The sequence below is a fragment of the Mycobacterium sp. NTMscope_Eco_3 genome (genome assembly GCF_976985685.1).
The window spans coordinates 1,474,562-1,498,124 of the sequence record NZ_CDRJYZ010000001.1; the positions used below are offsets into that span (position 1 = coordinate 1,474,562).

Sequence of the window (23,563 nt, forward strand, 5' to 3'; positions counted from 1 at the left end):
CTCAGACTCGGAGAGCTTGCCGTCGATGAGCATCCGCGATTCGTGGTTCACCATTGCCGGAGTTCCTTCACTGCTTCGGAGGCGCGCGGAGCCAATGTCAGGGAGGGGATGAAACTGCTATTGCCGCAACGGATGACGGAATGGACGACCTCGGTCAGATGATCGGCGTCGACGAGACCGCCCAGCATGTACTTGTTTTCCATCCAGAACTTGATGGCCGCTTCGAGAGCGTCGGGGTCCCAGCTTTTGTTGAACTCGGTCTGTGCGTCGCCGGCGCCGCCGAGGCTGTCGCCCACGGCGAGGCGGGTGAAGCCGATCTCCGGATGTTCGATGCGCCAGGCCTCGACGAGCTTGTCCAACGCCCCCTTGGTAACCGCGTAGGACCCGAGCAGCGGCCACGGGGTCGTGTAGGACGCACTCAGCGACGACAGGTACACGGCCGAGCCCGCAGCCGCCGCCAAATATGGGGCAGCGGCGGCGGTGACGAGCGAGGCGCCGGTGACATTGGTGGCGAACAACTGCGCCCATTGTTCGGCGGTCACCTCGCGCAGTGGTGCCAGCACACCCATGCCGGTCGTGTACACCAGGGCGTCGAGGCCGCCGAGCGCGCCGACCACCTCGGACATCGCCTGCCGGCAACTGTCAGTCACGGTGACGTCGCAGGCGACGGCGACCGCACCGTTGCCGGCGTCCCTGGCGGCGTCGACCAGCCGGTCGTAGCGGCGCGCCAGCAGCGCGACGTGGGCGCCCCGGTGGGCGAGCCCGGTGCCGATGCATCGACCCAGACCGGCGGAGGCACCGACGACGGCGACCCGAAGCGGAAGCTGCCCCTTGTCAGACATTGTCAGACATCGAGTTTGGCGCTGACGGAGCCGAGCGTCGCGCCCATTGGCAGGAGGATCACGCCAGGCGAAACATCGGCGTACTCGTTCGCGACCCTGCCCTCGAACAGGTTCGGCGGCTCCACCAGATGGTCGTCGACGCTCACCAAGATCATGTGTTCGGGCAGCATGGGTCTCCTTGCGCACAGGTTACGAGCGAGGTTATCAGGTTGTAGAGGAACTATATTCAATTACGAAAATGTACATTTCCACAGCGGCGGCGTCAGGCCAGGGCATGAACAGGATGATCACCGCCGCAATGTTTTTCGGGGCTCGGCGGCGAAGGAGAGCAGGAGTCGATCGAGGATCTTGGCGGCCCGACGCCGAGCCCTGGTGGGATTTGCGGCATGCGCCACGAGAAGTGCGGCTTCCTCGAGGGCTGCCACCAGCATGTGGGTCAGTTCCCCGACCGGTTGGTCGTCGATGACGCCCGCCGCGATCGCTTCACGGACCACCTCGTTGATGAGGGCGATGCTGTTGCCCTCCTGGATTTCCCGAAGAGTTTGCCAGCCCAGCACCACCGGCCCGTCGACGAGTATCACCCTCTGGACGGCGGGCTCGGTGGCCGCTTCGAGAAATCCGTGCAGACCGCTCGTGAGCCGCTCCCATGGGTCCGTGCCGGGCGGGGGAGCGGCGATGGACCGAAGTGTGAGGTCGTTCTCGACATCTTCGAAGACGGCGCGAAACAGCTCGGCCTTGTCCTTGAAGTGGTGGTAGAAGGCCCCGCGCGTGCCGACGCCCGACTTGGCCACCAGGTCACCGATGCTCGTGTTGAAGAACCCGTGTTCCACGAACAGTTCCCGGCCCGCCTCGATCAACTCGCGACGGGTCTGCTCGCCACGCGCGCGTCGATCGTCGTCCGCCCCACCGCGCTGCGCCATGCCGACGATCGTAGCAACATTCAGCTTGAATGTTGAGCGCTAGGTAGTGGCGGCGTCAGCGCGCGACACCGCAGCACGGTTCGGACCCTAGGCCCAACCTCCATGCTGTATGTTGCCGGCTATGGCAGGCGAGGTTCGCGCATACGGTTCGGTCGCTCCCCTGAAAGTCGGCTTGCTCAATGACTATCCGACCTCCGGCGACATGGACAACGACACCTTCGCCGCGCTGCGGCTGGTGATGGACGAAGCCTATGACTCCGGATTGCTCGACCGGCCGATCGAACTCGTCGCGCGCAACGTGGTGGGCCTGCCCAACGGCACTTACCTTGCGGTTGAACGGGCCTTCGACGAACTCGTGGCGGAGGGTTGTCTGGTCATTTTCGGGCCGTGGGTATCGGACAACGTCGTGCCGCTGCGTTCCCATGTCGAGGCCACCGCGCGGGTTCCGATCCTGACATTGTCCGGGTCGGAGGGAGCGCTCGGCGACTGGTGCTTCGCTCTGAACAACGGTTCGATGCCGGAGGAGCCGGTGATGCTGGCCGCGGTGATGATCGGCGATGGTCGATCGCGCATCGCCATCGCGTATGAGGCCTCGCTGATCGGCAAGGAGTACCTCGCCTTCGCTCAAAGAGCCTACGATGCCGCGGGTTTGAAGGTCGTTGCGACCGTGGCGATTCCCCAGGTCGAGGCCGACAAATCCGAGGCGGTCACCGCGTTGCGCGCGTCGGAACCCGACGCGCTGGTGCATGTCGGGTTCGGGCACGGCCTGTGGGGCTTCACGGATGCGCTCCGGACCGCCGGCTGGGATCCACCGCGGTACACGACGACGGCGTTCGAAATGGCACACATCAGCACTGAGTGGATGCGGCATCTATCCGGCTGGATCGGGCTGGACAGCTACGATGAGCGCAACACTGTCGGGCAGGCCTTCCTCGATCGCTTCGAGGCCCGATACGGTCGGCGGCCCGGACACTCGATGCCGGGCCTGTCGCATGATGCGGCGACCGTGATCGTGCGGGGCCTCGCCGCAGCGCGCCCGCTGACCGGCGAGGGGGCGAAGAACGGGATGGAGCAGGTGAAACTCGTCCCGTCGGCCAGCGGCGCACCGGGCACGTTTTTGCGGTTCGGCCGGTTCATTCGACAGGGCTGGATGGGTTCCGACTATCTCGTGGCCCGGCGCGTGCTGCCCGACGGCACCGCGCACGTTTTCCACGCGGCGCCCAGCGACCACATCGCCCGCGCCGTCGCTGTTACGTCACGCTAGTTGGATCGCCCCGAACACCGGTGCGGTCACGATGCCGGGCGGTCGGGCAAGCACGTACGGAATGGCGCGAACCGCGCCCATCGCGATCATCAGATGACCGGGCATGGCGTGCTGGCCCGTCGGCGTCACACCATCGAACGCCACGTCGAGCTGGAGTTCGAAGCTCGGCTCACCTTTGATGACCGCGCGGATCAGCGGCGCCTTCTCACCGGGCGCCAACGGAGCCATACCCCACTGGGGCAGGTCGCGGGTGAGCACCCACTCCTCGTGAATGGCCAGCAGAGGGCGGCCTGACCAGTGGCCAACCCACGAGAAACGCTGCCCGACAACCGTTCCCGCCCTCATCCTGCCGGCCGGGACATCGATATCGTGGGGCAGTGTGGTGGCGTCGACCGCCACATCGATGTGCGAGAGGGTGATCCCGAGGACATCGGCCGTCGCGTTGAGGGCCTGGCGGTAGGCCATGTCGAGCTTCTTGATGATTGGGGAGTCAATGCTGACATCTTCCGGCGGTCTGCCCATACCCATCAGGTCGACGAGCATCGGCCGACTGTTGACGGCTGAGACGTCGGTGGCTTCGTAGAGGTCGATGCGGTCGATTGTCTTACTCAGCCCCGTCACTGTCGCGACGAGTCGCTCGAACATAAAACCGGGGTTCTCGCCGGCGGCGTGGAAGCGTGACCCGCCCTGTTGGCAGGCCCTTGCGAACGCCGCCTCGGTCTCCACGCCGTAGGTGGGTAAGTGGTTGTACGACGTCGTGGTGATGACGGTGTTGCCCGCCACGAGTAGGCGGCAGATGTCCTGCGCGTTCGTCTCGACGGCATGGGCCTTGCTGGCCGCGTGCACGACGACATCGGCGCCCAGCGCGATGATCTCGTCCTTGTCCGCCGTGGCGAACACGCCCGTCGTCGGTGGGAGCCCGCAGAGCGCACCCGCGTCGAGCCCGGCCTTCGCCTGGTCGTACACCAGCACGCCCGCCAGCTGATAACGTGGATTCTCAATAAGCTCTTGCAGTGCGGCCCGACCGACGGCGCCGGTGGCCCATTGCACGACTCGGATAACCAATCGACCGCTCCAGGTTGCGCTTTCGGATTTCTCTGAGGTTCTGGTTGGTTCAACCTACATCATGTAGGTTTGCAACCGACAGCTTGTAGGTTGAGCGGCCTTACGGGAGGTGGCGCGTGGCGGAGCCTACGGTTACCGACGACATCGAGCAGCGCATCCGCGCGGCGCAGGCGAAGTTCAACGCGGGAATGGGTGCCGACGGCGACGCGACCCCGTACCCGCTGCTGCGCGAGCTGCGCCAGAAGGCGGCCGTCCACCCGGGTTGGCCGGAAATGGGTGTTCCCGACGATGGTCCCGACGGCAAGAAGACATTCACGGCGTACTCGTTCGATGCGGTCAAAGCCGTCTTCACCGACAGCATCACGTTCAGCACCCGGATCTACGAGGATATGGTGCGACCACTGCAAGGGCCGACGATCCTGGAAATGCAGGAACCCGAGCACGCGACCTACCGCAAGTTACACGAATTCGCCTTCGCGAGGTCCTCGATGAAACGCTGGGACACCGAACTTGTTGGGCCCGTTGTGGATCGCACCATCGCGAAGTTTCGCGACGACAAGCGCGCCGACCTGGTCGATGCGGTGTTCATGCCGATCCCCGTGCGGATCATCGCCGCCCTTCTCGGGTTGCCCGAATCGGATATCGGTGAGTTTCATCGGCTGGCCATCGATCTGCTGGGCTTTCGTGCCGACATGGAAACGGCGATGAAAGCTTCGGCGGAGATGAAGGAGTACTTCGTCGAAGTCCTTGCCGACCGGCGCAAGTCGCCAAAGGACGACATGGTTACCATCCTGTCTCAGGCCGAGATCGACGGTATCAAAATGTCCGATGAACAAATCTACGGATTCATGCGCAATCTCTTGCCCGCGGGAGCAGAGACCACGTCGCGCTCGACGGCCAGCCTCGCGTTGGGTCTGTTGACCCACACCGACCAACTCGATGCGCTGCGGGCCGATCGCAGCCTGTTGCCGCAGGCGATCGAGGAGGGCATCCGGTGGGAGACGCCGCTGCTCAACTTCATCCGAGAGGTCACCACCGACATCGACTTTTTCGGGCTCCGTATCCCGAAGAGTTCGACGATGATGGTCAACCTCGGCAGCGCCAACCATGACGAGACGCGATGGGAGGATGCCGAGTCCTTCAACATCTTTCGGGACCGCAAGCCGCACATCGGGTTCGGGCACGGGGCGCACCTGTGCCTGGGCATGCACCTGGCGCGGCTGGAGAGCACCAAGATCTTCAACGCGTTGCTCGACAAACTCCCAGGGTTGCGGCTCGACCCCGATGCTCCGCCGCCCTACGTGAGCGGCACGATTTTTCGTTCGCCACCACGCCTGGACGTCGTGTGGGATTAGGAATCCTGACATGACTCGCGTGATCCAGCGGGCCACCGGGGTGACCGGGATGATGTCTTTGCGGCACATCATGAGCCGGCCGGACCTGGAACTGGTCGGTGTGCGGGTCTACGACGCGGGCAAAGCCGGGGTCGATGCGGGCGCGCTGTGCGAGGTCCCGGAAGCAGGGGTGCTGGCGTCCGCCGATCGCAACGCCATCATCGGTACGGATGCCGACGTGGTGCTCTAGCGATGTGAGTTCGCGATCAGATGAAGTCCGATCCGCCGTCGACGTTGACGGTGGCCCCGGTCACGTAGCCGTTTCGTCGTGACGCCAGATACGTGGTGATGGATGCGATCTCTGCGGGCAATCCGGCACGGCCGACGTCACAGGGATGGCCGTACGTCCGCTCGACCCACGTCATCACGTGCTTGGGATCCGATGAGTCCAACCCCTCCGCGGCAAGCACATCCCGCAGGTTCTCGGTGAAACTCGCCGTCACGATGGTACCGGGGCAGATGCAGTTGACGAGAATACCCCCGGCTCCAAGGCTTTTCGACAGGTTCTTGGTGAAGCTCGACAGCGCCGATTTGGTGGCCGTGTAGGCGACCAGGCGCGCGCTCTGGCGCTGAATCGAGTGTGCCGAGAACGTGACGATGCGAGCCCAATCGGCCGATCGCAACATGGGCAGCGCGGCCCGCACCGAGCGCACGGCGGAGAGCGCACCCAGATCGAAGGCAGCGTGCCAGTCGTCGTCGTCGAGTTCTTCGAATGTGCCCGCGTTCGGTCCGACGGTGTGTACCAGGACATTCAAGCTGTCCCAGGTATGACCGACAGACGCGAACGCCGATGTGATGGACTCGGCATCGGACATGTCGACGGTGATCGTCAACACTTCGGGAGCGCCCGCACTGCGGATTTGCCTCGCAGCCGAGTCCAATGCAGTCTGGCCGCGGGCCATGATCGCCACGGAAGCGCCCTCGGCGCCGAGACTCTCGGCGATCGCCAGCCCCATCCCCTTACTGCCTCCGGTGACGACCGCCGTTGCACCGTCGAAACCTAGGTCCATCGAGCCGTCCTTCCTTTATGCGCTGCCAGTGAAAGTCGGCTGGCTCTTGATGATCCGGGGAGCCAGGTGAACGATCTCGCTGACCACTGTGGGGTTGGCGTGCGAAATGGCGATGAGGGAAAGCATTGCGTTGGCCACGTCTTCGACCGTGGACATCTCGTCCGGAATCTGGCCGCCACGCGCCCAGGCTCGGTATAGATCGGCCAGCAGGTCACGGTCGGCTCCGCGCAGGATTTCGGTGTCACACGTGGGGCCGACGCTGACGCGGACCAGGGCGATCTCGGGATGTTCGGCCCGCCAGGAGCGCAGGATCTCGTCGAGTGCGGCCTTGCTCGCATGATAGGCGGCCACACCCGCGCGGGGACTGCCTACGTCGTGGCTCGACGCGACGACGACCGTGGCGTTGTCGGCCAAGTGGGGGAGGGCCGTCCGCAGTACGTGGGAGGCACCGACAGCGTTGACGGCGTACGCGTGCAGCCACGTGTCCACATCGGTCTCTTCGATCAACGCGAACGGCACCACGGCACTGGTGAATACCACTGCGTCGAGTTTCCCGAATTTGGCAGCAACATCGCTGATGACGGATTCGATGGCGCGCGGATCGGATACGTCGAGCTCATGAGCCGATCCGCCGAGCCGATCGGCCAGCTCTGCCAGGCGGTCTACCCGTCGCGCGGCGAGTGCTACCGTGGCGCCCCTGGAGTGGGCGGCGAGGGCCAGCGCCTGTCCGATCCCGGACGACGCGCCAATGATCAGCATTCGTGTCCCCGCGATGGTGGAGTGCCGGTCGCTCATTCTCTGCCTCCTTTGGGTGATTTCATGAATGACGGCGTTACGGCGATCTCGGCGCTGCCCGTCATCTTCTGCCTCTCTCGCATACGTCCCTTCGGCGCGAATGGCGAACTGGACCGAAGTTGTGATTCGCGCATATAAGGATCGACGTTTTCACTGCGGCTGGTTTTATTGCGTCGCCTAATCGATCGCCCCTTAGCGGCGCGCCAGCAGGCCGGTGAGCTGTTGCGCCAGCTGCGACTTCTTAACCTTTCCTGTCGCGGTGAACGGGAGGTCCTCCTTTGCAGTGACCCAAATGAATTTCGGCACCTTGTACGCCGACAGCCGGTCACGCAGTTGCGTCCGCAAGGACTCGCCGTCCAGCGTGGATTCACCGCGCGGGACCACCGCGGCGGCGACCACCGTTCCGTACTCATCGCTTTCGGCGCCGACCACGTACGCCTCGAGCACACCGTCGCAGTCGGATAGCGCCCGTTCAACTTCGCTGGGTGTGACATTAGTGCCGCCACCCGTCTTGATCAGATCGCCCAACCGGCCGGTGAACCTGATCCAACCGTCGTCGTACGCGACGCCGCAATCGCCCGTGCGATAGTAGCCGTCGGGGGTGAACACTTCTTCGCGCTCACGCTTGTACAGGCGTTGCATCAGTGAGTATCCGCGGACCCAGATCTCGCCCGGCGTGCCGAGAGGCGTCGGCAGTCCTGTGTCGGGGTCGACCAGCACATGTTGCAGCCCTTCGATCGATACGCCGCCTGTTTCGGACCGGTCGGGCGGTTGCGGCACGTAGGGGTCGACCCCGATGTGGTTGCCGCACAGTTCCGTCATCCCTAATGCATTGGGGCCCTTGGGTCGCCGCGAGGGCGGCACCATCGCGGGCATGCTGGTGCGTTGCACCGAGCTCAGATCGCGCACCGAAAAGTCGGGATGTTCGGCCAGGGTCTTGCCTTGTTGGGGCCAGCCCAGTGTGATCGTCGCGCGGTGGCGCTCGATGAGCTCGAGGCCCTCGGCGGCATCGAAGGCGGGCTGGGTGACCAGGGTTGCCCCGTGGTGGATCACGGCATTCAATCCGGTGATCAAACCTCCCACCCAGAAGAAGGGCATGGCGGTGAACATCACGTCATCGTGGCTGACGCCATAGGTGAAAGTGAGGTTGTAGGTATGGCGGACCAGCGTGCCCTGAGTGTGGACGGGTCCCTTCGGATCCCCGGTGCTGCCCGAGGTGTAGATGATCATCACGTCATCGGCCGGCGTTACACACAGTTCCACGTCGACGAGGAAGTCGGCGTCGCCGGCCGACACGTCGCCATCGCCGTTGATCGGCGTCGTCCACACTTGATCGGATGATCCCCAGACCGCGACGGTCCGCAGGAACGGTGCTTTTCGTACCGCGATGCGGCCTGGCTCACGCTGATCGGCCAGCCCTGGCAGAGCTTCCTGCAGGCGCGCGACGAAATCGTGATTGCGGAACCGTGACCACGTCAAGATCGCGCGCAGGTCAGCGTGGCGCGCGGTCCAGGCGAGTTCGGACGCCTTGTAAAAGGTATTGAGCGGAACGGCCACCGCGCCGATGCGCGTGGTGGCAAACCACGCCAACGCCCAGTCGATGCTGTTGGGCATCAAGATTCCGACGTGGTCACCCTTGCCGATGCCCTCCGCTAACAGGGAGATCGCCAGCGCGGCCGAGCGGCGGTCAAGATCGGCATAGGTGAGTACCTGGCCATTGGCAATGAGGAACGGCTTGTCCCCGAAACGTGCCGCGCAGGACCTCACCAGAGCAGGAATCGTGGGCAAGATGTTCGGGAACGGCATGTCCGCAGGATAGTAGCATTTGCGAAAAACGAGAACATTGGTTCTCGCAGCTCGCTCCCTGCTTACAATTTCGCCATGGTCACAGAATCGGGGAATCGCGACATAGTCGATCGATTGGACCGGACCGAATCGTGCCTCGCGATCAGTCAGTTGCCCAGCAGGTACGCGATGGCCCTCGACGCGCGAGATCTCGGTGCCCTGGTGGCGTTGTTCGTCGACGACGTCGATGCGGGTGCCGAGGGTCGGGGCAGAGATGCACTGAAGCGTTGGTACGACAGGGTGCTTCGGCGGTTCTATCGCAGCATCCATCTGATCTGCGGCCACCAATTCGACTTCGTCGACGCTGACCACGCGATCGGATCGGTGTATTGCCGCGCCGAACACGAGGACGGCGACGGGTGGTTCGTGATCACGATGCGTTATGACGACGTCTACGAGCGTCGCGACGGTCAGTGGTGCTTCGTCAAGCGAAGGGAACACCCTTGGTACTCGGTCGATGTGACGGAGCGCCCGGGCCCGGAGTTCATGCGCTGGCCTGCCGACGTTCGGTTGCGTGCGGCCATGCCTCACCGGATGCCGACGTGGCGGGACTTCTGGGCCGACGGAGATTTTGCGTTGCCCGAACGGCTCTCGGCGCGCCCATAACGTTCGGTGCTGGCTGCCTCACGCTTCGACGCGGTTTACAAATCCGCGCGAAACTGACATTCTCACTGAATGCAAGCAGGCGTTTCCGCCGTTGCTTACCTGTCGGTGCGCTCGCACCCGTACCACCGCGATCAATGGAGGCCGTCATTTCCGCCGACAAAGTACTCAGTGGCGTCCGCGTCCTAGAGGTTGCCGCGTGGACTTTCGTGCCGTCGGCCGGCGCCGTGCTGGCGGAGTGGGGCGCCGAGGTCATCAAGGTGGAGCCGTGCGAGGGCGGTGACCCACAGCGTGGCCTCGTCACGATGGGCATCGTGGACGAGGGCGGCGGCACGGTCAACTACATGATCGAGATACCGAATCGGGGAAAGAAGTCGATCGGCGTCGACCTGAATACTCCCGGCGGCCAGGACGTCATCCGTAAGCTTGCCGCGACGTGCGACGTGTTCCTCACCAGCTATCTGCCGAGCCGCCGCAAGAAGCTCGGCATCGACGTCGATGACATCCGAGCCGCGAACCCAGGCATCGTCTACGTGCGCGGGTCAGGCCACGGCCCCAAGGGCCCGGATTCGGACAAACCCGGCTACGACGGCGTCTCCTACTGGGCGCGCGGCGGCATCGCCACCGTGCTCACCGACGGTGCCGGCGAGCTGGTGCGGTCGCGACCCGCGTTCGGAGACCTCCTCGGGGGCATGGCGATCGCAGGCGGGATTGCGGCCGCGTTGTACAAGAAGGCGACCACAGGTCAGGGGTCGGTTGTGGATGTCTCCCTGCTCGGGTTAGCGGCCTGGAACCTCAGTCCCGATGTCGCCGTGAGCCAGATCCACGGTGGCAGCTCGATCCCGAACTACAGCCACGCCGACGCGCCCAACCCGTTGGTGGGAACCTACCGCACCAAGGATGGACGTTATGTCCAGCTGATGATGCTGCAACTCGACAAGTTCTACGCCGAAGCGATGCGCGCCATCGGCCTACCCGAACTGGTCGGTGATGAGCGATTCGCCGATCCCGCATCACGATTCGCCAACCGAACGGAACTCATCTCGCGCATGGACGACGTGTTTGCCCAACGCACACTGGCCGAATGGCGCGAACAGCTGGCCGACATTTCGGGAGCCTGGGGAGTGGTGCAGACACCGGGAGAACTTTGCCATGACCCAGCGGTGAGCGCGAACGGCTATATCGCGAACACCACCACGATGAACGGCTCGCCATACTCGTTGCCCACAAACCCCGTCCAGTTCGACGAACGGGCCGTTGTCCCGCCCGGGGCGCCGGAACATGGCCAGCACACCGAAGAGGTGTTGATGGAGGCCGGCTTGGACTGGGACACCATCGCGAGCTACAAGGAAATTGGAGCCATTCTATGAGCGCGACGCCGTCGCAGATCGCTTCTGAGAGTCCTGTCGACTTCGACCCGTTTTCGGAGGACTTCTTCAATGGAGCGTTCGACACCTACCGTCGCCTGCGCGACGAGGCTCCCGTTTATTACAACGCGAAGTGGGATTTCTGGGCCCTGACCCGTTACGACGACGTCGCGTCCGCGACCAAAGACCACGAAACGTTCTCCTCCGCCAAGGGCGCGACATTGGACATGGTGCAGGCGCACGACGATGCGCTGCCGGTGCCCAAGGTGATCATCTCGATGGACCCGCCCGAACATCAGAAGATGCGCCGGCTGGTGAGCAACGTGTTCACCCCCCGTGCCATTGCGGCACTGGAAGACATGGTGCGCGAGAAGGTTTACGAGCGCATCCACGCGCTCGACCCGTCCTCCTTCGACGTGGTGGCCGACTTCTCGGCCTTGTTTCCGAACGAGGTCATCACCACCATGTTGGGAGTGCCGAAGCAGGACCGCGACCAGATTCGTCTCTGGCTCGATCTGCTGCTCGAACGCCGTCCAGGTGAGATCGCCACCACCGCAGAGGGTTTCGAGGCCTCGACGAAGACGGGGATCTATTACTACAACCTGGTGCAGAAGCGCCGTGCCGAGCCCTGCGACGACATGATCAGCCGCCTCATCGAGACCGAGATCGAGCGAGACGGGCAGATCGAGAAGCTCACCGATGTGGATATCACCGGATTTGCGACCATGCTCGGGGGAGCGGGGGCGGAGACCGTCACCAAGCTCGTCGGCAACGCCATGGTCGCCTTTTCCGACTTTCCCGACCAGTGGCAGAAGTTGCAGAAGGACCGTAGCAAGATTCCGGCCGCGATCGAAGAGCTGTTGCGTTACGAGGCGCCGTCGCAGTACCAGGTCCGCACCGCCACCCGCGATGTGACGTTGCACGGCAAGACAATTCCCGAGGGCAGCGCCGTGTTGCTCGTCACAGGTTCAGCGACGCGCGATGAGCGAATGTTCCCAGATCCCGATCGGCTCGACATCGACAGGGAGCGCAAGATGGGCTTCAATCTCGCCTTTGGGTACGGCGTGCACAGTTGTTTGGGGGCGGCGTTGGCGCGGATGGAGAGCCGCATCGCCCTAGGCGCGCTGCTCGATCTCCTCCCCGAGTACGAAGTCGATCGCAGCGGGCTGCGGCGGGTGGCAATGTCCAATGTTTGCGGGTGGTCCAATGTGCCCGTGCGCAGAACTAGATGAAGTGTTGCGGACGCCGATGGGCCAGACGGTGATCGAATTGGCCGACCTCGCCGACGCCGGCGACGAGATCGCCGGAGAATTGCTGGCGTGGCTGTACGGGCGGCTGGCGAGACACAAGAGCCTCGGTCGATTTCATTCACGCGGTGCCTCCCGCGCACCGACGCTAAACGCAACCGCGAGCGCGTCGTGATCGCCGCAAGTCGGTTATTCGCCGAGCGATCGGTGCAACTCAGCGGCCTTGAGCGGAGGCCTGGGACAGGCTTGCTCGCCGCGATCGAATCCCAAAGATGATCGCGCGCAACGTTAGGGGAACGTCACGACGACCTTGTCCGCGGCGCCGGGGGTGGCCGCCAGCCGCAGTGCCTCCTCGACGTCATCGAACGGAATCGTGTGGCTGACGATGACGGCGTATTTCTGCCAGTTGGTCACCAGATCCTTTGTCACTTCGAAGATTTCGTCTGGATACCCGCAGGATCCGACGATCTCGATTTCGTTGCCCATCACGTTGAGCAGCTCCACGGACACGGGTTCCTTGTGGACGCCCACGATCGTCAATCGCGCGCCCCGCTTCGCCACCGACAGGACGGTGTCGGCGACGGCTTTCGCGCCCGCAGCGTCGAGGTAGACATCGGTCCCGACCCGACCGCCGAACATTGATTCGCCCTCGCCGTGCAGTTCCAAGAGGCGAGCGGCGACGTCCTCCTCGGCGGGATTGATCACGGCGTCGGCGCCGACCTGCAGCGCCTTGTCGAGGCGGCCGGTGATTGGGTCGACCACCACCACGTGGCCCACGCCGAGCGATTTGAACGCCAGTACTGCGCCGAGGCCCACCGGTCCGGCGCCGAAGACGACGACCTTGTCTCCGGTTCGAGGGTTGCAGCGATTGGCGCCGTGTAGGGCGACGGCCATGGGCTCGTTGAGCGCTGCTACCTCCCACGGCACGTGCTCGGGTATCACCTCGAGACTGCGTCCCCGCGCCGCGTTCTCGATGAGTAGGTACGGTGCCAATGCCCCTGTGGTGCCGCCGTTTCCGATGATGCCGCTCGGGGCGCTCATCGGGTTGACGACCACGTGATCCCCGACCTGGATCCCTACGACGTCCGCGCCCACCTCGACGACTTCACCGGCGGGTTCGTGGCCCAGAGGCATGCGGCCCTGCACAGGTGGGACCCCGCCCATGGATATGTAAATCCCGTCGGACCCACACACGCCGCAGGCACGCATCCGCAACAGGACGTCGTTCGGTCCGGTTTGCGGCTTCGGAACGTCGAGTAGCCCCGTCTCGCCGACTGCAATGACTGTCGCTTGCTTCATGGCATCGGCCGATCGCCGTCCACGCGCGCGGAATCGGCCGCCCCCATGGCGAAGAAGCTCTCCATTACGGGCTGCATCACGCGGTTGACGAGTTCGATCCGGGGACCGATCGGTCCTTTGCAGTACGCCCAGAGCGTCTCGCCTTCGGGGGTCAGACCCCGCCCCTCGACAGCAAAGTGATTTTCTCGCAGCGCCGCGATGTCGTCATCGATGTCGTCGGACCAGTATCCGAGGTGGTGTAGGCCCGAGGTCGAAGGGGTCCACAGGGTGTTGGGAACGGCCTGGACGAGTTCCAGGCGTGGTTCGGTCAGCGAGAACGCCAGCCGTAGGGGGATGGTGTCGACCCGGCCGTCGAGTTCGACCGTCTGGTCCACCTCGAAAGCCTGAGTCCACCGGTGACCGACTACGTCGGTGAGGAAAGCCATCTCGGCGTCGAAGTCTTCGACGACGAGTCCGCAGTGGTACAGATCGTCTGCCTTCATCCTCGTTGCCCTTCTTCCATTTTCATTGCCTTTCTTCGTGCGCGTTGTGAGACGGTCATCAGATGGATGCGAGTAGTTCGCGCGCTGCTTCGACGCCGGGACGCAGTCGTGCGGCCGCTCCGGTACCGGCGAGGGCCGCTTCGCGTTGCGGCATCTCCAGGCCCACGACGACGTCCTTGGGGAGCTCGGCCAGATACTCCTTCAGGGGCACCTCACCGGCACCCGGGACCAGTCGCTCGTTCATGGCCTCGAAGTTGTAGTCGTCGAATCGGCTGGTCATAGTGGTGTCGGACAGCTGGATGTATCCGATGCAGGTCGGCGGAATTTCTGCGAGGTCGGCGGGCCGCGTGCCCAACCGGGCGATGTGCATGGTGTCGATCAGCAGGCGGAATTCGGGCCGGTCGACGTACTCGACCACCGTCATGCCCGTGCGGAGGTCTCCGACGGTGAAACCCGGCACGACCTCCGTGACGGTATTCATTCCACGCTGGGCAGCCATCGCGGTGATGGCGGCGAACTCGTCACAACTTCGGCGTAGATCGGGCTCGAAGCACACGACATTGACTTGCTCGGCGCCGAGCTCGGCCATCAGGTCGAGATCGGCTGCCAGACTGGCGGAGTCGCGTTCGGGCAGGATCAGCAGTCCCTCGCCCAGGGAGATTTTCACCCCGGTATCGGCCAGGGCGGCGATCACCTCACGCCGCAGACGTGTGTCGTCCTTGAGCGAATACGTCGGGTAACCCAATTCGGGCAGCGGCACCCCGTACAACGCCGTGGAGATGTAGTGGCAGCCCAACTCCGCGGTGAGAGAGATGAATTCGAGTGGCGGCATGCCGAAGATGCTCAGGAATTCGATGCCCAGCCGGTCCATGGTGTACTCCGATCGGTGTGATTTCTCAGGCGCCCAGCATGATGAGGCCGCCATCGACGGCGAGCAGTTGACCGGTGATGAACCCAGACCCCTCGCCGGCTAGGAAAACCAGCAGCGGAGCAAGGTCTGTGGCCGGGTCGCCGAGGGCTCCACGCAATGGGATGGCCAACTTCAGGTTCTCGTCCATGAACGCCGAACCTTCCGGACCGAGAAAGCTACGCAGGCGGTCGGCTCCGGGCGTCTGCATCGCCGGCGCGATCGCGTTCACGGTGATGCCTTCACTGCCCCAGGCCTTGGCGGTGGAGCGCGTCCACGCGTGTACCGCTCCCTTCGTGGCCGCGTAGACCGCCGAGATGGGACTGCCCATGACCGCTTCTGCGGAGCCGAAATTGATGATCCGGCCTCCTGAGCCCTGCATGACGCGGTGGGCGGCTTGGTTGACGTGGATGGTCCCGCGCACATTGATCGACACGAGGCGATCGATGTCCGCGTCGGTGATCGTTCCCGCGATGCCCGGTAGCCACAGGCCGGCGGCATGAATGACGGCGTCCAAGCCTCCCATGGCTGCCGCCGCTGCGTCGACCGTCTCGTCCACGCTGGTGACGCTGGTGACGTCGCAGCGAAGCCAGGAGGCTGGGGAGCGCTCGGGAGCCGGCGCCTCATGGAAGGTGGCGACGACGTCGGCGCCGGAATTCACGAAGACGTCGACGATGGCCGCGCCGATGCCCGTGGCCGCGCCGGTCACCAGGACTCGTCTGCGTCCGGGTATGTTCGCACCAGTCCCGGGCATGTCACGGAGTCCCTTCAAGCTCGATGTCGAAGGTGGCTAAGTACTCGTCGAACACGGGCCGGATCCCGTCGACGGTCAAGCCGTACTGCTCCAATGAGTAGGCGGCAGAACCGAACCGGTCTTGAGGATGTTCGGCAAGCCATCGACGCATCCGCTGAACGGTGTCATCGGTGAGTTCGTCGCCGGCCCAGTCGTACAGACTGCGCATCACTGAAATCGGATCACGCATCATCTCCGAGTAATACATGTCGAAGAAGCGGTCATCTCCGATGCGCTCGCGGACTCGAAGCGGGCGGGTGACGTGCGCGCGCATCTGATCGGTGGCCTTGCGGCCGAGCGCGCGCCGGTCGATGTCTGCTTCACGCATCACCACCTGCTGGGGCATCATCAGCAGGTTGCACAGCGAACCCGTGGCCTTGAACGGGTCACGATGGGCCCAAATCATACGCACGTCGGGGAACACGGTCAGCAGGGTTTCGATGTGCACCGCGTGCGACGGCATTTTCAAGTTCCAGGTGCCAGGCGCCTTCGACTGCAGGATTTGCAGCACCAACTTCTGATACTCGTAAGTGCTTGTCATGTCCGCTTCGCCGATGAGCCACTCGGAGTATCGAGAAGTGGGCTGCCATGATTCCCACGACAGGGCCTTGAAATCGGCGGCGTGGATGAACATGTCCTCGGTCGGACCATCGGCGTCTTCCCAGTGCGGGATGGCAACTTTGGCCTTCCGCACCATTTTCAGCATCACTTGCTGCTCTTCAAGGAGGGCCAAGCATCGCGGATCACTCTTCAGAGTTGCAGTGGTCGCGGGCGGCACCGGGTGGATGCACTCCCAGTGCAGCAGTGAGCGGCGTGCCGGGTCTTCGCCCAGTAAATAGCTGATCACGGTGGTACCTGTGCGCGGCATCCCAAGGGTGACGAGGGGCCGTTTGATCTCCTGCTCGCGCACTTCGGGGTGGCGCTTCGCGTAATCGTGCACTTCCAGGCGGCTCGCGAGGACCCGCGCGAAGTTGCTGATGAGGTATTCGCGACCGGAGTCGGTGACCAGCGGCGAGGAGTGAATTTCGTCGAGCAGGATCGCCAATCCTTCCCGCCAGGAATCGGAATCGATTTCGTGTAAACCGCTGCGCTGCTGCGCGAGGCGCAGGACGTCATCGGGGCTGCGGACCGTACGGTAATCCACCGCGGGCGGCGTGTCGGTGCTCATACCGTCAGGTACCCTCCGTCGACGGCGATGGTGGTTCCGGTGATGTACCTGGCCGGTTCACTACAGAGGAATAGCACTGCTGCCCAACAGTCTTCAGGCTTTCCAGGACGCCCGAGCGGAGTATGGAATCCGATTTCAACATCGACGACTTGCGGGAGATTGATACCGGGGTCACTCAGTCGCGTGTGGATGAGGCCAGGTGCGACGGCGTTGACGCGGATGCCGTCGTTGCACCAGCGTCGCGCGAGATTCCATGTCAGTGCGGTGAGTGCCGCTTTCGACGATCCATATCCCGGTGACAGGATCGCCGAGCGGAACGCCGACATTGAGGTGGTGTTGACGACGTTGGCTCCGCCGGGTGCCGTGCTGCTCTTGAGCAGACCCTCGCATGCCATAGTCAAACGCATCGCGCCGAAGAGGTTCTGCGTCAGGGATAGGGCGAAGCCCTCGGGGGTCCATTCATCCTTCCACTCCGGGAAGGGGCCGCCAGCGTTGTTGACCAGGATGTCCAGTTCGCCAAGCGATTCGGCGAGGTCGTCGACCGATTTTTCGTCGCGGATCTGGCATTGCCGGTAGGTGAATGCGCTCAGGTCGTCGTCATAGTCTTCGGTGGAGGCACGGGTCCCGGTAATGGTCACGGCGGCACCCGCTTTGGCGAATTGGGTGGCAATCTCCTGTCCGATACCGCTCGTGCCACCGGTGACGAGAACCTTGGCGCCGGCGAAGTCGAAGGTGACCGCGTTCATGCCGATAATCCTTTGATGGAGTGCTGGATCCAGGCCTTCACCCAGAAGTTGTCTGCATCGCTGAGCAGGCGCTCGTGTGCGGCAATGGCGACGTCCTTGGCGGCCGCATTGGTGTCGTCGCCGGCCAGAATTAGATCGGTTAGGTGCAGCGCCTCGACCGCCTGGCCGGCATCTAAACGCGAGCGGGCGGCCGCGACGAGCCGTTCGGCGCCAGCGGCCGCCACGACGTCTGGCGCGACCGACCACGGCGGGATGGGGAACAGCTCGGTGGTGGAGCGGTGGTGGAACCAGCCGCCGTAGAGCTCCCAGATGGCGCGGGAGTTCCACGTGGTCCGCCCGTAACCTTCGCCGACGTCGAAACGTTCGGGCAGGCGGATTTCGTTCATCAGGCTGTAGATATCGGAGCCCGACACCATGGCATCGATGACGCGGTCGTGTACCCACTGCATGGCATCGCGCATGGCGGTGACCTCGGTCGCGATAAGGTCCGCACCTTCGATGGGGTCAAAGTGTCCGGTGATGAGGCGATCGGGCTGCAGGGACAGCACCAGATTGAGCGCCTCGATGTACTGGATCGGATCGCGATACCGATCACCGCGGATCGTCACGAGATTTGGGACGTGACCGAACAGCGGGCCAAACAGGTTACCGGTGAACAGGACTCGGCTGTCTGGTAACCATGCGACCAGCGCATCGGTGGTTTCGCCTCCGGGCGTCCAGTGCAGGTCCACTTGCCTTCCGCCGACGTTCAGACCCAGGTGACGATCGAACGTGATAGTCGGTTCAGGAAAAGACATGTCGAAAAGGGACATGTCGACGTCCTTGAGGTGTTCGAGCGTGGCTCTGGTGAATTTCTCGAAGGCGAAGGCGGTGTTGCGCACACGGGCCGGCATTAGTCGTTCGTTGTCGTCGCGCCAGTAGTAATAGTTGGCGTGCATCACCACCGCTGTGTCTGGGTCTCGGAGCGCGGCCGCTCCGCCCCAGTGATCAGCGTGGCCCTGCGTGACGATGATCGTGTGGGTCGGCCCCGGCACCGCCTGGTAGGCGTCGCGATGCAGTGGCCCCTCGTAGAAAACTCCGGTATTGATGATGATCCGCCCGCTGCTGGTCTCTACGGCATAGGTGTTCGACACTCCCGGTGACATCCAGATGCCATCGCCCAGCGACGTCGCCGGCTGACCCGATGCGGCAGCAATCACCTCGACGCCGGGTCGGCGGTGATGAATTGACCCCATACGCCGTACTTCCTCTCCGCCAGCCGCGCGGCGTGGTTCAGCCGGCCGGACTTTGCTATATCGAATATTCGATATAACATCGATATCATGACACCGAGCGTAACCTTGGATTCCCAACCGCGTCAATCCGTTTCGCCACCCACCGATCGGGTGGTCGCCGTCATGAGCCTGCTGGGTGGTGCCCCCGACCGTTGCTTCACGGTCACCGAAGTCGGCCGAGCGTTGGAAATCAGCAGAGCGACCGCACACGCAGTGCTGAATGCACTGGCCGTTCACGACTGGGTAATTCGGGACCCCGAGACTGGTCAATTCAGTTGCGGCCCGGCCATCGAGGCATTGGCTCGTCCCTCCGGAGCGGGACGACGTCTCGTGCGCGCCCGCCTGGCCGAACTGGCGACTGAACTTCAGATGCAGGTTCTGCTGGTACGGCGCAACGGAACCGACATGACGGTGATCGAGACCGCTGGCCAGACGGCGACAGCTGCCCAGGTAGGCCTCGGCTTCCACATCCCGTTCCTGGCCCCTTTCGGCCGCGAGTTCGTCGCGTGGGCCGATGACCAAACGCATGGGGCTTGGCTCGCACGCTTGAAATCGGCGACGCCCGAATTTCGTTCTCGTATGGACGAAGTACTGGCCGACGTACGCGACCGCGGCTACGCCATCGAGCGTCTGAGCCCTGAATGGCTGCGGGTGCACACTGCGCTTCAAGCGCTGAGCGGGCATGGTGACATCGACATCGTGACCACCAGCCTCGCCACCGCCATCGCCGACGGCACCGTGGTCGACTTCCTAACCAGGGAGCTTCACCCTGGCCAATTGAATGAAGTGGCCATGGTGATGGCTCCGGTGCGGAACACCGACGGCGCGGTCGTCATGTCGGCCTCGGCGATCCCCTTCGCGTCGCTGGAAGCGACCGCCGTGAAGGAGTTAGGTCAGCGAATGTGTCACGCCGCCGCCGAACTCGAAACGGTCATTGCTCGCTACGAGGCGACGTAAATGCCGGCACCGGAAAAACTCTCGTGTGAGCTGACCGTCTGGCCGGAATCTTCTAGTGTCGTGAGTCATTAATTCGCTTGCAGTAGTTCACGGGGGGTCCACGCCCACAACTGCTCACGCTAGGCGCTAGACAAAACCACAGACGCAGCAGCAGGGCCCGGCACAGGCCAAGCCAACTATCCGAATACGGGTTAACGACTCACGACACTAGCGCCTCTTGAGTCCGTCACTCAGAAATCCCCGCACGACGTGGGCGCGGACGAAGTCGGCGACCACGTCGTCGTCACCCATGTCAAGATAGGGCGATTCAGTCGTGAACAGCGAGAACAGCATTCGCGCAAACCACTCCGTTGCCGACCGGATGTCGAGGTCACCGCGGACCTCGCCCGTCAGCCGTGCGGCGGAGACGTACGGCGCAAGAAACTCGCCGCATTCCTGTAGGAGGGTCGACGCGTTCTTGGTCAACATCAGGCTGACTACTTCTTGGTCGAAATAGGATTCGGGCTCCACCACCCGGCGGGCCTGGGTGACGAAAACGCCAGCCCGGACCAGTTTTTCCTCTAGGGTGCTGCCGCCATGGCGGTCGATTGCCTTGGCCAGCCTGCGATAGAAGCGCTGAGACGCCGCCTCCGCACAAGCCCCCACAATCGTCTCCTTGTCCGGGAAGTACTCGTAGAAGGTGCTCCTGGAGACTTCTGCGGTGCGCACGATGTCGACGATCGTCGTCTTCCGCAATCCTTGCGTGCGGAAGCAGGCGAACGCGGCCGAGATGAGCACCTCGCGGGTGTCGACCGCAGTCGCGTACGTCATCTCGATTACCGGCTTTCCCACTCAGTGATCGGGTGCGAGGATCAGACCGCTCGTCGGAACACCCGTACCCGACGTGACTAGCACGTGTTCGACGTTGGCCACCTGATTGTGCGACGTGCCGCGCACCTGCCGGACGCCCTCAGTAATCCCGTTCATGCCATGGATGTACGCCTCGCCGAGCAGTCCACCGTTGGTATTGATCGGCATCCGGCCGCCCAGCGACAGTTCTTCGACCGAGACGAAGTCCTTGGCTTCCCCGCGGCCGCAGAATCCGAGCTCCTCGAGTTGAGTGAAGACGAATGGCGTGAAGTGGTCGTAGAGGAAGGCCGTCGAGATGTCCTGCGGTTTAAGACCGGAATCCCGCCACAGCTTGTCGCCGACGACGCCCATTTCGGGCAGGCCCGTGATCTCCTCGCGGTAGTAGCTGGTCATCACCTCGCCGTCGTAGGCGGCGCCTTGCGCGGCGGCTGCGATGACGGCGGGCGGCTTGGCCAGGTCGCGGGCGCGCTCGACGCTCGTCACGACCATGGCAACGCCGCCGTCGCTTTCCTGGCAGCAGTCGAGCAATCTCAGCACGGGTTCGATGATCCACCGCGATTGCTGGTGCTGCTCAAGGGTTATCGGCTTCTGGTAGAACCAGGCGTCGGGGTTCTTCGCGGCATGCTTGCGGTCGATGACGGAGATTTTGCCGAAATCGGCGTTGGTGACGCCGTATGTCGTCATGTAGCGCTGAGCGTGCAACGCCACCCACGCGGCCGGCGTCATGAACCCGAACGGCGCATAGGGTGCCATCCATAGCGGAGTCACGCCCGGCTGGCGGCCGGCACCACCGAAGCGGAATCCGGAGCGCTCGTTGAAGGCGCGGTAGCACACCACCGCTTCCGCGACGCCCGTCGCGACCGCCATCGCGGCCTGCATCACCGTTCCCGCGGCCGCGCCACCGCCGTGTGGGACCCGGGTGAAGAAAGTCAGATCCCGGATCCCGACATTGCGGGCGACCTCGATCTCCTCGTTGTCGTCGACGCTGAAGGTCACCATGCCGTCGATGTCGGCGGGACGAAGGCCGGCGTCGCCGATGGCGGCTTTGACTGCCTCGCAGGCCAGTTGCATCTCACTGCGGCCCGATTCCTTGGAGAACTCGGTTTGTCCGATCCCGACGAGGGCGGCCTTGCCGCCAATCCCGCTGGAGTCCCTGTTCATGCATCCACGCCTTCGAGCAAGCTGAGCACCGCGGTTCCGGAGACGTGGTCGCCGAGGCTGTTGGTGCCCTTGAAGGTGACCTCGATGAATCCTTCGCCGTCGCTCGACGATTTGTCCGTGACGGATCCCGTGAAGCGCATCGGGTCATTCGGGTATGCCGGTACGCCGAGCCGGATGGACAACTTTCTGATCATCGCCTCGGGGCCCGCCCAGTCATGGAGGAACTTCACGCAAAGCCCGTTGGTCGTCAAGATATTCAAGAAGATGTCTTTGGATCCCTGGGAATTCGCGAAGTCGCGGTCATGGTGTACGGGCATGTAGTCACGGGATGCGATGGCGCCTGCCACGATCAGTGTGGTGGTCACCGGAACGTCCATCGGGGTGACTTCGTCGCCAACGTTGATGGAATTCCATGCGAGCGTGGTGGTGCGGTCGACGGTGGAGGTCATTTGCTTCCTTCCGGGTATGTTGCGCCGAGCCGGGCGAGTTGTTGGGGGGCAGAGCCGAGCGCGAGCTCGATCTGCTTGGCCCACAGGAAATAGCGGTGCAGCGGGTAGGTGACGTCGATGCCCATGCCGCCGTGGACCTGTTGGGCTGATGCGACGACCCGGGCTCCCGCTTCAGCGGCCCAGAATTTGGCGATGGCGGCCTCGCGGACCGCGGGCCGTCCTTCCGCGATCAGCCACGCCGCGTGCCAGGTGGTCCATCGAATCGCCTCGACGTCGATGAATGCATCGGCCAGCCGCTGCTGCACGGCCTGGAATGAACCGATCGGCCTACCGAACTGCTCGCGTTCACTGGTGTACGACGCCGCGATCTTCAGGGCGCGTTCGGTCACGCCGACCTGCATCGCGCATAGGCCGACGAGCGCCCTGGTGTAGAGCGAGCCGACGGCATCCGCACCGCTTGACCCGTTGAGGCGATGTCCGACAGCATGGGAGAGTTCGACGTCAGCGTAGGGCTCACCATTGGTGGTTATTGCCGGTGTGACGACGACGCCCTCGGTGGCCGTCTCGACGACGAACAGCCCAGGGCCGTCGTCGGCTCGGGCCGAGACGATGATGGCGTCGGCAAGCTGGGCGGCGGGCACGAGCTCCTTGACGCCGTCCAGGATCCAGGCGCCTCCATCGGGCCGTGCGGTGGTGCGTGGGACGGCCGGGTCGGAGCTTCCCGGTTCGGCGAGCGCAGCGGTCAGGATTGTGCTGCCGTCGACCACTTTCGGCAGGTATTGTTGCTGGATAGTCGAGTCACCATGCCGCGCAATCGTATCCGCGCCGAGCACCAGGGTCGCATAGACCGGAACCGGCGCAACGCTCCAGCCGACCTCCGCGAGCAGCACGCCGAGGTCGAGGAAGCTGCCACCGCTGCCGCCGACGGATTCGGGTAGCGCGATGCCCAGCAAGTCCGACGACGCCAGCTCCCGCCACAGCGCGGGGTCGAAACGGATCTCGCCCGATTCGAACTCGGTGAGCTGCTCGGTGGTGGCGCGGTGCTCGAAGAGCTGGCGGGCCACCTTGCCGACGGTCTCTTGTTCTTCGGTGAAGGAAAAATCCATGTTCGCCTGGTGCCTCGTGT

The 23,563-nt window shown here is 63.8% G+C and carries 26 protein-coding genes; 8 read left to right on the forward strand and 18 right to left on the reverse strand.

Features of this window, described 5'->3' with window-relative positions:
- Positions 1 to 47 precede the first annotated feature (47 nt).
- From AC0KTM_RS06835 to AC0KTM_RS06845, 3 genes are all read right to left on the reverse strand, one after another.
- Positions 48 to 842: an SDR family oxidoreductase gene (locus AC0KTM_RS06835; RefSeq protein WP_225327020.1), complete on the reverse strand. Its 795-nt coding sequence runs from the start codon at positions 840 to 842 to the stop codon at positions 48 to 50.
- Between the two features lie 2 nt (positions 843 to 844).
- On the reverse strand, positions 845 to 1,012 hold the full coding sequence (locus AC0KTM_RS06840; protein WP_225327019.1) for a hypothetical protein: 168 nt from the start codon (positions 1,010 to 1,012) through the stop codon (positions 845 to 847).
- A gap of 117 nt (positions 1,013 to 1,129) precedes the next feature.
- Positions 1,130 to 1,762: a TetR/AcrR family transcriptional regulator gene (locus AC0KTM_RS06845; RefSeq protein ID WP_225327018.1), complete on the reverse strand. Its 633-nt coding sequence runs from the start codon at positions 1,760 to 1,762 to the stop codon at positions 1,130 to 1,132.
- Positions 1,763 to 1,883: 121 nt separating this feature from the next.
- Here AC0KTM_RS06845 and AC0KTM_RS06850 point away from each other — a divergent pair, with 121 nt between their 5' ends.
- Positions 1,884 to 3,026 (forward strand): ABC transporter substrate-binding protein, encoded by a 1,143-nt coding sequence (locus tag AC0KTM_RS06850; RefSeq protein WP_225327017.1) that lies wholly within the window; start codon positions 1,884 to 1,886, stop codon positions 3,024 to 3,026.
- Here the strand turns inward: AC0KTM_RS06850 and AC0KTM_RS06855 are convergent.
- Entirely contained in the window at positions 3,018 to 4,076 is a 1,059-nt protein-coding gene (locus AC0KTM_RS06855; protein WP_238957672.1) for a dihydrodipicolinate synthase, read from the reverse strand. The genes AC0KTM_RS06850 and AC0KTM_RS06855 overlap by 9 nt on opposite strands.
- A 131-nt stretch (positions 4,077 to 4,207) precedes the next feature.
- Between AC0KTM_RS06855 and AC0KTM_RS06860 the strand changes: the two genes are divergently transcribed.
- Positions 4,208 to 5,446: a cytochrome P450 gene (locus AC0KTM_RS06860; RefSeq protein ID WP_225327015.1), complete on the forward strand. Its 1,239-nt coding sequence runs from the start codon at positions 4,208 to 4,210 to the stop codon at positions 5,444 to 5,446.
- Positions 5,447 to 5,456: 10 nt separating this feature from the next.
- Positions 5,457 to 5,675 (forward strand): hypothetical protein, encoded by a 219-nt coding sequence (locus AC0KTM_RS06865; protein ID WP_225327014.1) that lies wholly within the window; start codon positions 5,457 to 5,459, stop codon positions 5,673 to 5,675.
- A 16-nt stretch (positions 5,676 to 5,691) separates the two neighbouring features.
- Here the strand turns inward: AC0KTM_RS06865 and AC0KTM_RS06870 are convergent, their stop codons facing one another.
- The 3 genes from AC0KTM_RS06870 to AC0KTM_RS06880 all read right to left on the reverse strand — a co-directional run bounded on the left by AC0KTM_RS06870 (position 5,692) and on the right by AC0KTM_RS06880 (position 9,096).
- The gene (locus tag AC0KTM_RS06870; protein WP_472415237.1) at positions 5,692 to 6,495 is read right to left on the reverse strand and encodes an SDR family NAD(P)-dependent oxidoreductase; all 804 of its coding nucleotides are present in this window, start codon (positions 6,493 to 6,495) and stop codon (positions 5,692 to 5,694) included.
- A 15-nt stretch (positions 6,496 to 6,510) separates the two neighbouring features.
- Entirely contained in the window at positions 6,511 to 7,290 is a 780-nt protein-coding gene (locus tag AC0KTM_RS06875) for an SDR family oxidoreductase (protein WP_472415239.1), read from the reverse strand.
- Positions 7,291 to 7,482: 192 nt separating this feature from the next.
- Complete coding sequence (locus AC0KTM_RS06880; RefSeq protein ID WP_472415240.1) at positions 7,483 to 9,096, reverse strand: class I adenylate-forming enzyme family protein; 1,614 nt, start codon at positions 9,094 to 9,096, stop codon at positions 7,483 to 7,485.
- A gap of 168 nt (positions 9,097 to 9,264) precedes the next feature.
- On the opposite strand from AC0KTM_RS06880, the gene AC0KTM_RS06885 reads away from it, so the two are divergent.
- The 4 genes from AC0KTM_RS06885 to AC0KTM_RS06900 all read left to right on the forward strand — a co-directional run bounded on the left by AC0KTM_RS06885 (position 9,265) and on the right by AC0KTM_RS06900 (position 12,527).
- Positions 9,265 to 9,741, forward strand: coding sequence for a nuclear transport factor 2 family protein (locus AC0KTM_RS06885; protein ID WP_472417391.1), 477 nt, complete (start codon positions 9,265 to 9,267; stop codon positions 9,739 to 9,741).
- Positions 9,742 to 9,875: 134 nt separating this feature from the next.
- Positions 9,876 to 11,108: a CaiB/BaiF CoA transferase family protein gene (locus AC0KTM_RS06890; protein WP_472415242.1), complete on the forward strand. Its 1,233-nt coding sequence runs from the start codon at positions 9,876 to 9,878 to the stop codon at positions 11,106 to 11,108.
- Positions 11,105 to 12,337, forward strand: a complete 1,233-nt coding sequence (locus AC0KTM_RS06895) for a cytochrome P450 (protein WP_238957679.1) — start codon at positions 11,105 to 11,107, stop codon at positions 12,335 to 12,337. The genes AC0KTM_RS06890 and AC0KTM_RS06895 overlap by 4 nt, the downstream gene beginning before the upstream one ends.
- 4 nt (positions 12,338 to 12,341) lie before the next feature.
- Complete coding sequence (locus AC0KTM_RS06900; RefSeq protein ID WP_472415243.1) at positions 12,342 to 12,527, forward strand: hypothetical protein; 186 nt, start codon at positions 12,342 to 12,344, stop codon at positions 12,525 to 12,527.
- A 113-nt stretch (positions 12,528 to 12,640) separates the two neighbouring features.
- Here AC0KTM_RS06900 and AC0KTM_RS06905 read toward each other — a convergent pair whose 3' ends face one another.
- The 7 genes from AC0KTM_RS06905 to AC0KTM_RS06935 are packed head-to-tail and all read right to left on the reverse strand — an operon-like array spanning position 12,641 to position 18,982.
- Positions 12,641 to 13,651, reverse strand: a complete 1,011-nt coding sequence (locus AC0KTM_RS06905; protein WP_472415245.1) for a zinc-dependent alcohol dehydrogenase — start codon at positions 13,649 to 13,651, stop codon at positions 12,641 to 12,643.
- Positions 13,648 to 14,133, reverse strand: coding sequence for a VOC family protein (locus AC0KTM_RS06910; protein ID WP_472415247.1), 486 nt, complete (start codon positions 14,131 to 14,133; stop codon positions 13,648 to 13,650). The genes AC0KTM_RS06905 and AC0KTM_RS06910 overlap by 4 nt, the downstream gene beginning before the upstream one ends.
- Before the next feature lie 58 nt (positions 14,134 to 14,191).
- Positions 14,192 to 15,004 (reverse strand): sugar phosphate isomerase/epimerase family protein, encoded by an 813-nt coding sequence (locus AC0KTM_RS06915; protein WP_472415249.1) that lies wholly within the window; start codon positions 15,002 to 15,004, stop codon positions 14,192 to 14,194.
- 25 nt (positions 15,005 to 15,029) lie between these two features.
- Positions 15,030 to 15,794 (reverse strand): SDR family NAD(P)-dependent oxidoreductase, encoded by a 765-nt coding sequence (locus tag AC0KTM_RS06920; protein WP_472415251.1) that lies wholly within the window; start codon positions 15,792 to 15,794, stop codon positions 15,030 to 15,032.
- 1 nt (position 15,795) lies between these two features.
- On the reverse strand, positions 15,796 to 17,001 hold the full coding sequence (locus tag AC0KTM_RS06925) for a sulfotransferase family protein (protein ID WP_472415253.1): 1,206 nt from the start codon (positions 16,999 to 17,001) through the stop codon (positions 15,796 to 15,798).
- On the reverse strand, positions 16,998 to 17,747 hold the full coding sequence (locus AC0KTM_RS06930; protein WP_472415255.1) for an SDR family NAD(P)-dependent oxidoreductase: 750 nt from the start codon (positions 17,745 to 17,747) through the stop codon (positions 16,998 to 17,000). Before AC0KTM_RS06930 ends, AC0KTM_RS06925 begins: the two co-directional genes overlap by 4 nt.
- Entirely contained in the window at positions 17,744 to 18,982 is a 1,239-nt protein-coding gene (locus tag AC0KTM_RS06935; protein WP_472415257.1) for an alkyl sulfatase dimerization domain-containing protein, read from the reverse strand. Before AC0KTM_RS06935 ends, AC0KTM_RS06930 begins: the two co-directional genes overlap by 4 nt.
- A gap of 87 nt (positions 18,983 to 19,069) precedes the next feature.
- Between AC0KTM_RS06935 and AC0KTM_RS06940 the strand changes: the two genes are divergently transcribed.
- A complete protein-coding gene (locus AC0KTM_RS06940; RefSeq protein ID WP_472415259.1) occupies positions 19,070 to 19,978 on the forward strand; it encodes a helix-turn-helix domain-containing protein in 909 nt (302 codons plus the stop codon).
- 207 nt (positions 19,979 to 20,185) lie between these two features.
- Here the strand turns inward: AC0KTM_RS06940 and AC0KTM_RS06945 are convergent, their stop codons facing one another.
- The 4 genes from AC0KTM_RS06945 to AC0KTM_RS06960 are packed head-to-tail and all read right to left on the reverse strand — an operon-like array spanning position 20,186 to position 23,543.
- A complete protein-coding gene (locus tag AC0KTM_RS06945; protein WP_472417393.1) occupies positions 20,186 to 20,788 on the reverse strand; it encodes a TetR/AcrR family transcriptional regulator in 603 nt (200 codons plus the stop codon).
- 21 nt (positions 20,789 to 20,809) lie between these two features.
- Positions 20,810 to 21,988, reverse strand: a complete 1,179-nt coding sequence (locus AC0KTM_RS06950) for a lipid-transfer protein (protein ID WP_225326998.1) — start codon at positions 21,986 to 21,988, stop codon at positions 20,810 to 20,812.
- Positions 21,985 to 22,437, reverse strand: coding sequence for a MaoC family dehydratase (locus tag AC0KTM_RS06955; RefSeq protein ID WP_472415261.1), 453 nt, complete (start codon positions 22,435 to 22,437; stop codon positions 21,985 to 21,987). Before AC0KTM_RS06955 ends, AC0KTM_RS06950 begins: the two co-directional genes overlap by 4 nt.
- Positions 22,434 to 23,543, reverse strand: coding sequence for an acyl-CoA dehydrogenase family protein (locus tag AC0KTM_RS06960; protein ID WP_225326996.1), 1,110 nt, complete (start codon positions 23,541 to 23,543; stop codon positions 22,434 to 22,436). Before AC0KTM_RS06960 ends, AC0KTM_RS06955 begins: the two co-directional genes overlap by 4 nt.
- Positions 23,544 to 23,563: the final 20 nt, after the last annotated feature.

Excerpts from the sequence above, each read along its gene's own strand:
- AC0KTM_RS06955 (WP_472415261.1), bottom strand. The coding sequence starts at position 22,437 with ATGACCTCCACCGTCGACCGCACCACCACGCTCGCATGGAATTCCATC.
- AC0KTM_RS06935 (WP_472415257.1), bottom strand. The coding sequence starts at position 18,982 with ATGGGGTCAATTCATCACCGCCGACCCGGCGTCGAGGTGATTGCTGCC.
- AC0KTM_RS06905 (WP_472415245.1), bottom strand. The coding sequence starts at position 13,651 with ATGAAGCAAGCGACAGTCATTGCAGTCGGCGAGACGGGGCTACTCGAC.
- AC0KTM_RS06850 (WP_225327017.1), top strand. The coding sequence starts at position 1,884 with ATGGCAGGCGAGGTTCGCGCATACGGTTCGGTCGCTCCCCTGAAAGTC.
- AC0KTM_RS06925 (WP_472415253.1), bottom strand. The coding sequence starts at position 17,001 with ATGAGCACCGACACGCCGCCCGCGGTGGATTACCGTACGGTCCGCAGC.
- AC0KTM_RS06910 (WP_472415247.1), bottom strand. The coding sequence starts at position 14,133 with ATGAAGGCAGACGATCTGTACCACTGCGGACTCGTCGTCGAAGACTTC.
- AC0KTM_RS06930 (WP_472415255.1), bottom strand. The coding sequence starts at position 17,747 with ATGAACGCGGTCACCTTCGACTTCGCCGGCGCCAAGGTTCTCGTCACC.
- AC0KTM_RS06895 (WP_238957679.1), top strand. The coding sequence starts at position 11,105 with ATGAGCGCGACGCCGTCGCAGATCGCTTCTGAGAGTCCTGTCGACTTC.
- AC0KTM_RS06835 (WP_225327020.1), bottom strand. The coding sequence starts at position 842 with ATGTCTGACAAGGGGCAGCTTCCGCTTCGGGTCGCCGTCGTCGGTGCC.
- AC0KTM_RS06840 (WP_225327019.1), bottom strand. The coding sequence starts at position 1,012 with ATGCTGCCCGAACACATGATCTTGGTGAGCGTCGACGACCATCTGGTG.
- AC0KTM_RS06940 (WP_472415259.1), top strand. The coding sequence starts at position 19,070 with ATGACACCGAGCGTAACCTTGGATTCCCAACCGCGTCAATCCGTTTCG.
- AC0KTM_RS06890 (WP_472415242.1), top strand. The coding sequence starts at position 9,876 with ATGGAGGCCGTCATTTCCGCCGACAAAGTACTCAGTGGCGTCCGCGTC.
- AC0KTM_RS06960 (WP_225326996.1), bottom strand. The coding sequence starts at position 23,543 with ATGGATTTTTCCTTCACCGAAGAACAAGAGACCGTCGGCAAGGTGGCC.
- AC0KTM_RS06915 (WP_472415249.1), bottom strand. The coding sequence starts at position 15,004 with ATGGACCGGCTGGGCATCGAATTCCTGAGCATCTTCGGCATGCCGCCA.
- AC0KTM_RS06945 (WP_472417393.1), bottom strand. The coding sequence starts at position 20,788 with ATGACGTACGCGACTGCGGTCGACACCCGCGAGGTGCTCATCTCGGCC.
- AC0KTM_RS06865 (WP_225327014.1), top strand. The coding sequence starts at position 5,457 with ATGACTCGCGTGATCCAGCGGGCCACCGGGGTGACCGGGATGATGTCT.
- AC0KTM_RS06950 (WP_225326998.1), bottom strand. The coding sequence starts at position 21,988 with ATGAACAGGGACTCCAGCGGGATTGGCGGCAAGGCCGCCCTCGTCGGG.
- AC0KTM_RS06920 (WP_472415251.1), bottom strand. The coding sequence starts at position 15,794 with ATGCCCGGGACTGGTGCGAACATACCCGGACGCAGACGAGTCCTGGTG.
- AC0KTM_RS06885 (WP_472417391.1), top strand. The coding sequence starts at position 9,265 with ATGGCCCTCGACGCGCGAGATCTCGGTGCCCTGGTGGCGTTGTTCGTC.
- AC0KTM_RS06870 (WP_472415237.1), bottom strand. The coding sequence starts at position 6,495 with ATGGACCTAGGTTTCGACGGTGCAACGGCGGTCGTCACCGGAGGCAGT.
- AC0KTM_RS06845 (WP_225327018.1), bottom strand. The coding sequence starts at position 1,762 with ATGGCGCAGCGCGGTGGGGCGGACGACGATCGACGCGCGCGTGGCGAG.
- AC0KTM_RS06875 (WP_472415239.1), bottom strand. The coding sequence starts at position 7,290 with ATGAGCGACCGGCACTCCACCATCGCGGGGACACGAATGCTGATCATT.
- AC0KTM_RS06880 (WP_472415240.1), bottom strand. The coding sequence starts at position 9,096 with ATGCCGTTCCCGAACATCTTGCCCACGATTCCTGCTCTGGTGAGGTCC.